The organism is Paracoccus yeei ATCC BAA-599, from assembly GCF_000622145.1.
Classification (GTDB): domain Bacteria; phylum Pseudomonadota; class Alphaproteobacteria; order Rhodobacterales; family Rhodobacteraceae; genus Paracoccus; species Paracoccus yeei.
In genome coordinates this window covers 1-7,473 of record NZ_JHWH01000050.1, presented here as the reverse complement: position 1 = coordinate 7,473, position 7,473 = coordinate 1, and the positions used below count along the sequence as shown (strand labels likewise).

Annotated in this window: 12 protein-coding genes; 6 read left to right on the top strand and 6 right to left on the bottom strand. The window is 63.9% G+C overall.

Features of this window, described 5'->3' with window-relative positions; all coding sequences use genetic code 11:
- The 6 genes from BU28_RS24965 to BU28_RS0117245 form a co-directional block, all read left to right on the top strand.
- The coding region (locus BU28_RS24965; protein ID WP_248616137.1) for a transposase at positions 1–308 on the top strand (308 nt) is incomplete at its 5' end.
- Positions 309–471: 163 nt separating this feature from the next.
- Entirely contained in the window at positions 472–915 is a 444-nt protein-coding gene (locus tag BU28_RS26465; RefSeq protein ID WP_028720548.1) for a tyrosine-type recombinase/integrase, read from the top strand.
- A gap of 255 nt (positions 916–1,170) precedes the next feature.
- Positions 1,171–2,028: a hypothetical protein gene (locus tag BU28_RS0117260; RefSeq protein ID WP_028720547.1), complete on the top strand. Its 858-nt coding sequence runs from the start codon at positions 1,171–1,173 to the stop codon at positions 2,026–2,028.
- Positions 2,021–3,019 (top strand): hypothetical protein, encoded by a 999-nt coding sequence (locus BU28_RS0117255; RefSeq protein ID WP_028720546.1) that lies wholly within the window; start codon positions 2,021–2,023, stop codon positions 3,017–3,019. Before BU28_RS0117260 ends, BU28_RS0117255 begins: the two co-directional genes overlap by 8 nt.
- 104 nt (positions 3,020–3,123) lie before the next feature.
- Positions 3,124–3,369, top strand: coding sequence for a type II toxin-antitoxin system ParD family antitoxin (locus BU28_RS0117250; protein ID WP_028720545.1), 246 nt, complete (start codon positions 3,124–3,126; stop codon positions 3,367–3,369).
- 66 nt (positions 3,370–3,435) lie between these two features.
- Positions 3,436–3,831: a hypothetical protein gene (locus BU28_RS0117245; RefSeq protein ID WP_028720544.1), complete on the top strand. Its 396-nt coding sequence runs from the start codon at positions 3,436–3,438 to the stop codon at positions 3,829–3,831.
- 215 nt (positions 3,832–4,046) lie between these two features.
- Here BU28_RS0117245 and BU28_RS0117240 read toward each other — a convergent pair whose 3' ends face one another.
- The 6 genes from BU28_RS0117240 to tnpC all read right to left on the bottom strand — a co-directional run.
- The gene (locus BU28_RS0117240; RefSeq protein WP_036763346.1) at positions 4,047–5,219 is read right to left on the bottom strand and encodes an ATP-binding protein; all 1,173 of its coding nucleotides are present in this window, start codon (positions 5,217–5,219) and stop codon (positions 4,047–4,049) included.
- A gap of 327 nt (positions 5,220–5,546) precedes the next feature.
- Positions 5,547–5,756, bottom strand: coding sequence for a hypothetical protein (locus BU28_RS0117235; protein WP_024845602.1), 210 nt, complete (start codon positions 5,754–5,756; stop codon positions 5,547–5,549).
- Entirely contained in the window at positions 5,756–6,262 is a 507-nt protein-coding gene (locus BU28_RS0117230; RefSeq protein ID WP_028720542.1) for a DUF1176 domain-containing protein, read from the bottom strand. Before BU28_RS0117230 ends, BU28_RS0117235 begins: the two co-directional genes overlap by 1 nt.
- Positions 6,235–6,438 carry a hypothetical protein gene (locus tag BU28_RS0117225; RefSeq protein ID WP_028720541.1) on the bottom strand — a complete coding sequence of 68 codons (204 nt, stop codon included), beginning with the start codon at positions 6,436–6,438 and terminating at the stop codon, positions 6,235–6,237. The genes BU28_RS0117230 and BU28_RS0117225 overlap by 28 nt, the downstream gene beginning before the upstream one ends.
- Complete coding sequence (locus tag BU28_RS23570) at positions 6,438–6,674, bottom strand: zinc ribbon domain-containing protein (protein WP_248616136.1); 237 nt, start codon at positions 6,672–6,674, stop codon at positions 6,438–6,440. The genes BU28_RS0117225 and BU28_RS23570 overlap by 1 nt, the downstream gene beginning before the upstream one ends.
- A gap of 58 nt (positions 6,675–6,732) precedes the next feature.
- Positions 6,733–7,473, bottom strand: a 741-nt coding sequence (tnpC, locus tag BU28_RS0117215) for an IS66 family transposase (RefSeq protein WP_028720540.1), incomplete at its 5' end; no start/stop codon positions are given.

Sequence of the window (7,473 nt, the reverse complement as noted above, 5' to 3'; positions counted from 1 at the left end):
GGAGGCCTCCAGAGCCATCATGTTCACATGATGTTCTCAAAAGCCCACTGCGTCAACGCTATGGTGCGTTTGCTCCTAAGACCGCGCTTCTGAACGAGGAGATCTTCGATACCCTGGACGACGCCCGTCGCAAGTTGGCGCTCTGGCGCTACGATTACAACACCGTCAGGCCGCATTCATCGCTCGGCAACCAGACGCCGCTCGAGGCGCGCCGGACGCTTGAGCAATTTGAGAGCTCCGCGCCCGGCGCGCTTGCCCAGAACCACCGGCCCGACTACCAATCTCAAACCCGTAGACCCTCGTTGTGAACGAGGAACCACCCGGGGGGCAGGTCAAAGACCAATAAGCCCCTTTTGGTCCCGCTGACCAATCGCTTGGCTGCCTTATCTGAGCACGGTCACGAAAGAGGGGCTGACGATTGTCTGCGGCCGCGATGGCCGGCCTGCGGATTACCGCACGGTGGCCGAGGAGATGCGTAAGATCAAGGCCGCAATGAAGCATCCCGAGGCGCAGCGCTACGTCACCCACGGGCTACGGAAGAACGCGACGATCGAGCTTTATCAGGCCGGTTGTGATGACGAGATGGTGAAGGCCATGACCGGTCATTCAGGCGTGGAGATGCTGAAGAAATACGGCGGCCGGGTCCGCCAGCGCGAACTGGCGCGGCGTGCGCAGGACGCCCGCAACCGCGCAGAACAGAACAAGAGCGGAACGTTAATGTTTCAACGCTCGTTTCACGTCGAGGCCGATATGACCGCGAAAGTTTCGCAAGCTATTGAAAAGATTGGAGGCGGGTACCGGAATCGAACCGGTCTTCACGGATTTGCAATCCTGCCCCGGTTGCTGAAAGCAAAGGCAATCCCTGTAAACGTATCTGCTTTGTTCACGGCCATGAATCAACGGCTTACGCTTTGACCGTAAACGGCCCGGCCGATGCAGCTGGCCGCAACCTTGTCTGTGATGGGGTGTCGGTATGAGCCACGAAGCGACGATCTGGGTGATCAGGGGCGCCACAATTGATGACGCAGGTGTCCCGCAGTTCCGAGCCTTGCGTGTGCAAAAGAAAACCGTCGGAGGAGCTGGCACTCCATCCGACGGCACTGTCAAAGGTCTTCTGTCCAAAGATTATGTCACAGCTTCCCGCCGCGCAACCCCGTGGGGAGGTGCAGCATGAGCTGGAAGGTTGCGAATCTTTGCGCCGGGCGGCGCTTCGGCAGTCCGGTCCGAAAGCAGATCATCATGTTTCTGGCCGACAAGGCCAGCGATGACGGGTCGGGCATCTGGTGCTCCAAGGGGACGATCCAGCGGCACACTGAGCTTGGCGAAACCACCGTCAAGCGCACGATCAACGAATTCCTGAACGAAGGCGTCCTGATCGAGACAGGCCGCCGCGCCTGCAAGAACGGTTTTACCGTCGTCTATCGCATTTCCCTTGCCGCTGTCCGCACCCTGGAGGGTATTGCCGAACCCGATGATGAGACGGGGTCCACAGAGGACGGGGTCTGCCGTGAACCCGGAACGGGGTCCGCTGCGGACCCGGTACCCCGTCCACAGCGGACCCCAAACCATCCTGAAACCATCCATAAACCACCTTCGCGCGCATGCGCACGCGAGGCGGCGACGGAATCTGTGAAGATATTGAAGGCCTATCCAACCGACCGATGTCGCAATGAAGCGGCCTGCCTGCACCACATCGAGGCAGCCATGCAGGAGGTCGGGCGTGAAAAGCTTCTCTCGGCTGTAAAGCACTATGCACTGGAGACCGCAGGCTATACGCGCTCAAAGGTCTGCTTTTCGGATAACTGGTTCAGGACGGGCCGCTGGCGCGATTACATCGAGGATGAGCCGGGATCACCTCCTGACCCGACCCCGGCGCATGCGGCAAAAACTGCCGACTGGATCAAATCCTGTCATCCCCTGTGCCGGACCCTGAGCGTCAGGCAGGTCCGCATGGCGCTGGATCTGGAGCTGGTTTCCCGCAGCGAAGTGCGTGCCGCAGGCTTCAGCGAGGGATTGCGTTATGTCTGACCGCTTTGGGAAGTCGATCTTTGCGCACAAGCAGACCTATTCGCGCAAGGGCAACAGCAAGAGCCGGTCGGTCCGAGAGATCGCAGACGAGGCGGAGCGGTTGGAAGGGGCCTGCCCGCATGTCGAAGATCCGCAGCCGCCCACCATCCTCGAAGGCATCCGGCCCTCGGAGGTGGTTGCGTTGATCGATCACGGCTGGTCCGGCTCGCCGTCGCGCAGCTACAAGCAGGCGATGCGCGGCTGGCAGGACCGCTATCATGCCGAGGTCGGCGCGAAGCATGGGCAGGCCCGGACGGGGCCGCGCCGCCGCCGTCTGGACCGGGCAGCGTGGAAGGCCGAACAGGAGCGGCTGAAGGCACAGAAGGACGCAGAGATTGCCGTGGAACGTGCCGAAGAGGCTCGTCGCCTTGCCGACGAGGAAGAGCGCCGCCGCGACCTGGTCATGCAGGACACGGTCGCCAGCCGGCTTCAGGAGGCCGAGACGGTGCATGCCATCGCGACCGGCGGGGTGATCGCCGCCATCCAGCAGATCGATCCCGACCCGGTGCTGCTGGAGCGGCTGGAGACCCCCGGACAGATGGGCAGCTGGACGAACCACGACGCGGATCGCAACCGTGAAATGCACAACGCGCTGGCGCCGGTTCTCAGCGACGGGCTGGAAGCCCTGCGCCAGCCACGGGGAGGTCCGGGGTTGCTCGGCGGTCTGTCCGGCTTCCTGCGCGGGGTTGCGGGTTGGGTCAATCGCCTCGCCGATGCCAGTCCGCGCTGGCTGAAATGGCCGGAAACCGTGGCCTATGTGGCGCAAAGGGCGACGCAGGCGTTCGGCACGACTTACACGGCCTCGACCCTGGCCGGGGTCATCGAGGCCTCTCCGGCATGGCAATCCTTCACCGGCGAGGCCAGGGCGCGGCTGGATCAGGCGCGGGCGGTGCAGGCGCTGACGAATCCGCACGACTCTCGGCCAGACGCTTCATCGCAGAGGGGGATATGACAGCATGCGCTTATGCCAATATGCACATCCGGCGGCGGAGAGCCGGCAATTGCAGCTGATACGATTTCTTGGTAATATCCGGTATCGACACACAGGAGGCCCGCATGTCCCGCAACACATCGGTTTCGCTCGGCGATCACTTCGTCAGTTTCATCGACGCGCAGGTGAAGGGCGGTCGCTATGGCTCGGCCAGCGACGTGGTGCGGGCGGGGCTGCGGCTTCTGGAGGAGCACGAGACCAGGGTAAAGGCCCTTCAGGACGCCCTGATCGCCGGAGAGGACTCCGGCCGGGCGGAGGGCTTCGACCTCGACCAGTTCATTGCCCGCAAGATGGCCGGCCGCAGCGCATGAAGGCGCTTGCCTTCACCATCGCGGCAACGGTCGATCTGGAGAGATCTGCAATTATACGGAAGGCGAATGGTGGCAGCTGGCCTCGGGGCTGAGGTCGCGCACGGCATCTGTGACGGGACATGTGCCGATGAGCGGATTGCAATATTGGCATATACGCTTGTGAGCATGGAGAGCCTGGAGATGACTTATCTGCTCAGCGATTATCCGGTCCTGGCGCGGCTCGCGGCCGGCAGGACCAGGGCGACAAGTCTCGATGTCCGCGCTTGTCGCCGGTTTTACACGCTGGCGGCGGTCGCTGACCTGCGTGCGATGGGGCAGGATGAGCGCCGGTTCTACGACAGGCTGGCTCTGACCGACGTCGGCGGGCCAATTGCAGCGCTTCAGGCGCGGGTCAGGGCTGCTGGATTCCGCCGTATGCCTGACGAACAGCCCTTTCTGGACGACCTGTCAGGCGGCATCTGATCGCTGCAAGTCCTGCGCCGGCTGTAGACCATGGCCCAGAGTGGCCTACTTTTCGCGATTTCGCCAAATATTAGTGACCGACTATTATTTTGCGGGGCCCGGTGCAAAGCACCACCCGCAAAATGTCGGACCGGACGCTGCGCCCCGGTACCCAGCTTTCCCCGCCCATGAAGAAGATCGATCCCGCGACGCCGCCCGATGGGCGCCCGCATTGCTTACGGATGAAGCGCCAGCAGATCCTGCCCGAACTGATGCAGCGACATCACCTCGATGCCATTCGGCAGCGGGAAAACCTCGTCCCCCGGATAGACCAAGATCCGCCGCGCGGGCTGCAGGTCTTCGCAGGCCGAGTGAAAGCCGCGCTCCACCTTCGGCGCAAGGTTGCGCTTGACCTCGACGGCCCAGACCGCGCCGCCCGGCAGGGTCAGCACCAGATCGACCTCGGCCCCCGCCCCGCTGCGATAGAACTGGGCCTGCGTCCCTTCCGGCATCAGGGCATGGGCGGTCTCGATGATCAGTCCTTCCCAACTTGCCCCCGCAACGGGATGGCCGAGAACGTCGTCCAGCGTCGTCAGCCCCAGAAGGGCGTGCAGGATGCCGGTGTCGCGCACATAGATGCGTGGGGACTTGGCCAGCCGCTTGCCGATATTCGCGTGCCAGGGCTCCAGGCGGCGCACCAGCATCAGATCGACCAGCAGGTCGAGATAGGAGGCGACGGTCTTGGCATCGACCCCGAGCGCGCGGGCCAGCTCGGCGGCGTTCGACAGGCCGGATTGCCGATGCGCCAGCATGGTCCAGAAGCGTCGAAGCGTCTCGGCCGCGATGCGCGGACCGAGGGCGGGAATGTCGCGCTCCAGATAGGTGCGGATGAAGTCGCGCCGCCAGCGCAGGCTGGCCTGATCGTCGCGGGCGAGGAAGCTGTCGGGAAAGCCGCCGCGCAGCCAGAGCCGGTCCAGATCGGCGGTGGGAACCTCGAGCGCATCGAGGGGAGCGAGTTCGGCATAGGCGATCCGGCCCGCCAGCGTCTCACCCGACTGGCGCAGCAGGTCTATGGAAGCCGAGCCGAGCAGCAGGAACCGACCCGCCCGCAGCCCCTTGCGCCGCCCCCGGTCGATGAGGCCGCGCAGGTTCTGGAACAGGTCCGGCACCCGCTGGACCTCATCGAGGATAACCAGCTTGTCCTCATGTGCCGAAAGGTAGAGTTCCGGGTCGGAGAGCTTGGCCCGGTCGGCGCTGGATTCGAGATCGAGGTAGAGCGACGGTCGCTCTTCCCCCAGCTCCTGTGCCAGCGTGGTCTTGCCCACTTGGCGCGGCCCTAGCAGGGCAACGGCGGGGCTGTCGTCCAGCAGGGACTTTAGAGTGTTGGTTATGCGGCGCTCAATCAACATCCTTGCAATTATGGAGTTTAATTCCCGATTTGCAAGGTTATTTTGAGGGCTGCTATTTCTATCCGCTGCCGAGTTGACTTCAAGGAGCCCAACTGAGGCCCGCTACATATCTCCGGGTTTGTGCATGGCAACCAACAGTGCAGCGCAAGCACGGTCAAAGCGCGATGGAGATGTAGGGTATCTTGACCGGCGACAGCGTTAAGGAGTGCCGCCCGATGGGCGGCCGCAAACCCCATTCCGCCCCAGTCTCGTGGGGGCGGTCGGAATGCGGTTTGCGCGCAGCCTGACCCCGGCCCGCTCGCATCACGACGGGCCGTAGGGACGGGGTCAGGCGAATTCGTTTTCCCAGCAGGCCATCATCCAGCGCTCATCGCTGTCGGGCAGGTCGATGCCGTAGAATTCCAGCACCTGGGTGAGGTCGTAGATGCGCTCTTCCTGCTCCGGCTCGGTCAGCGCGGCCCACCAGTTGCGCGCCTTGACCTCATCTGGCTGGAAGATCGAGGCGGGCAGTTCGCCTTTGAACGGTTGCGGGGTCATCAGTTGTTTCCTGTCATCCATGGCCGGATCGCATCCAGCGCAGCCGCCGATCCGGCGAGGCTGAAGCGGTAACGCTTGCCGCCGAAGCCGATCTCGACCCATTCCGCCCGCCGCACATTATGGACGAAGTGGTAGGTCGCGCCCATGCCGGTCGTGTCGAAATTGCTCAGCAGGATATCGCCGCCGGCAGCCACGAAATCCAGCTTCTCGCCATTCGAGAACCGGATGCTGACCCGTTCACCTGCCTCGGCGCCGCGGCCGTCCAGCGTCACGCTGACGCGGCAATTGTTGAAGTCGCAGGTGCCGTTGGCGTCAAGTTCGTTCATCTGGTCGGTGCGGGTGATCCAGATCTCGTTGCCGCGCACCCGCCGCGGGCTGACCTCGCCGGTCTCGTTGGTGAAGGTCCAGTATTCGGCGCCGCCCTCGACGGAGGCCTCGAAATACCAGCCGGCGGCAAGGGCCGGGCTGGCGAGGGCGATCAGCGCGGCGGTGAACAGGTGCTGCATGATTCCATATCCTCCGGGGGAATGTCGATGCCGGCATCGGCCAGCGCCTGCGCGATCAGTTGGCTCATGGTGATGTCGCGGCGCAGCGCCTCGATCCGCAGGGGTTTGTGGGCCTCGGCGCTGAGACAGATTGTGCGCTTCGGGCCGGCAGTCGGTTTCCGCTTCGCGGCTCTCATCAATACCAGCCCTCCTGCATCCGGGGGATCACATAGCGCAGGAACAGGCCGACACCGCCGGCGAACAGCATGAAGGGCGAAAGGAACAGGAAGGCGATCAATCCGTCGAACCAGGTCGTCGAGTAATCCGACGCCACCCAAGTGCCGAAAGCTATGCCGGCCAGGACAAAGAATGCGGCCACGCCGAGCATGAAGGTCGATGCCTGGCGCCAGCTTTCGACCGAGCGGCCCCACACGCCGCGGATCGCTCCACAGGCAGGACAGGTGTAAGCGGCGGCTGCGCCCCACTTGCATTCAGCTTGACGGCTTGAAGTTCCAGGGCAGCAGGTCATCGATCCGGGCCTGCGGGTGACTGGCGGCGACGGCTTCCAAGGTTGCCTTGAGGTAGGCGAAGGGTTCGATGCCATTGACCTTTGCGGTGGCGATCAGGGATGCAATGCGGGCCCAGGATCGCCCGCCCTCGTCATGGCCGGCGAAGAGCGCATTCTTGCGGGTCAGCGCGATCGGCCGGATCAGGTTCTCGACGCTGTTGGAGTCGATCTCGACCCGACCATCGTGCAGGAAGGTCTGCAGCCCGTCCCAGTGGCGGTGGATGTAGGTCAGCTTCTCGCCGAGGCGAGACTTGGCAGAGATGCGCCGACACTGCAGCTGCAGCCATTCGCCAAAGGCTGCTACGAGTGGCGCACTGCGCACTTGGCGGGCCGACAGCCGCTGGCCGGGACCCATGCCACGGATATCGGCCTCGATCCGGTAAAGCTCGGCGATCCGGCGCAAACCCTCAGCCGCGATCTCGGAGCCGTCGCGATCGAAGATCTCCTTCAGCTTGCGCCGCGCATGTGCCCAGCAATGGGCGACGATGATCGGCGCGCCACCTGTCCGGGACGGGCGCGTCAGGCGGTTGTAGCCGGGATAGCCATCCAGCTGCAGGATGCCATCAAAGCCCTGCAGGATGCGCTCTGCATTCTCGCCTGCGCGGTCGGGCGCATAGGTGAAGACCACACCGGGCGGGTCTGCCCCGCCCCATGACCGGTCATC

Bases quoted from the DNA above. Each gene is read 5' to 3' on its own strand.
- BU28_RS0117250 (WP_028720545.1), top strand. From the start codon at position 3,124: ATGTCCCGCAACACATCGGTTTCGCTCGGCGATCACTTCGTCAGTTTC.
- BU28_RS0117225 (WP_028720541.1), bottom strand. From the start codon at position 6,438: ATGAGAGCCGCGAAGCGGAAACCGACTGCCGGCCCGAAGCGCACAATC.
- BU28_RS0117255 (WP_028720546.1), top strand. From the start codon at position 2,021: ATGTCTGACCGCTTTGGGAAGTCGATCTTTGCGCACAAGCAGACCTAT.
- BU28_RS0117235 (WP_024845602.1), bottom strand. From the start codon at position 5,756: ATGACCCCGCAACCGTTCAAAGGCGAACTGCCCGCCTCGATCTTCCAG.
- BU28_RS0117240 (WP_036763346.1), bottom strand. From the start codon at position 5,219: ATGTTGATTGAGCGCCGCATAACCAACACTCTAAAGTCCCTGCTGGAC.
- BU28_RS26465 (WP_028720548.1), top strand. From the start codon at position 472: ATGCGTAAGATCAAGGCCGCAATGAAGCATCCCGAGGCGCAGCGCTAC.
- BU28_RS0117230 (WP_028720542.1), bottom strand. From the start codon at position 6,262: ATGCAGCACCTGTTCACCGCCGCGCTGATCGCCCTCGCCAGCCCGGCC.
- BU28_RS0117245 (WP_028720544.1), top strand. From the start codon at position 3,436: ATGGTGGCAGCTGGCCTCGGGGCTGAGGTCGCGCACGGCATCTGTGAC.
- BU28_RS0117260 (WP_028720547.1), top strand. From the start codon at position 1,171: ATGAGCTGGAAGGTTGCGAATCTTTGCGCCGGGCGGCGCTTCGGCAGT.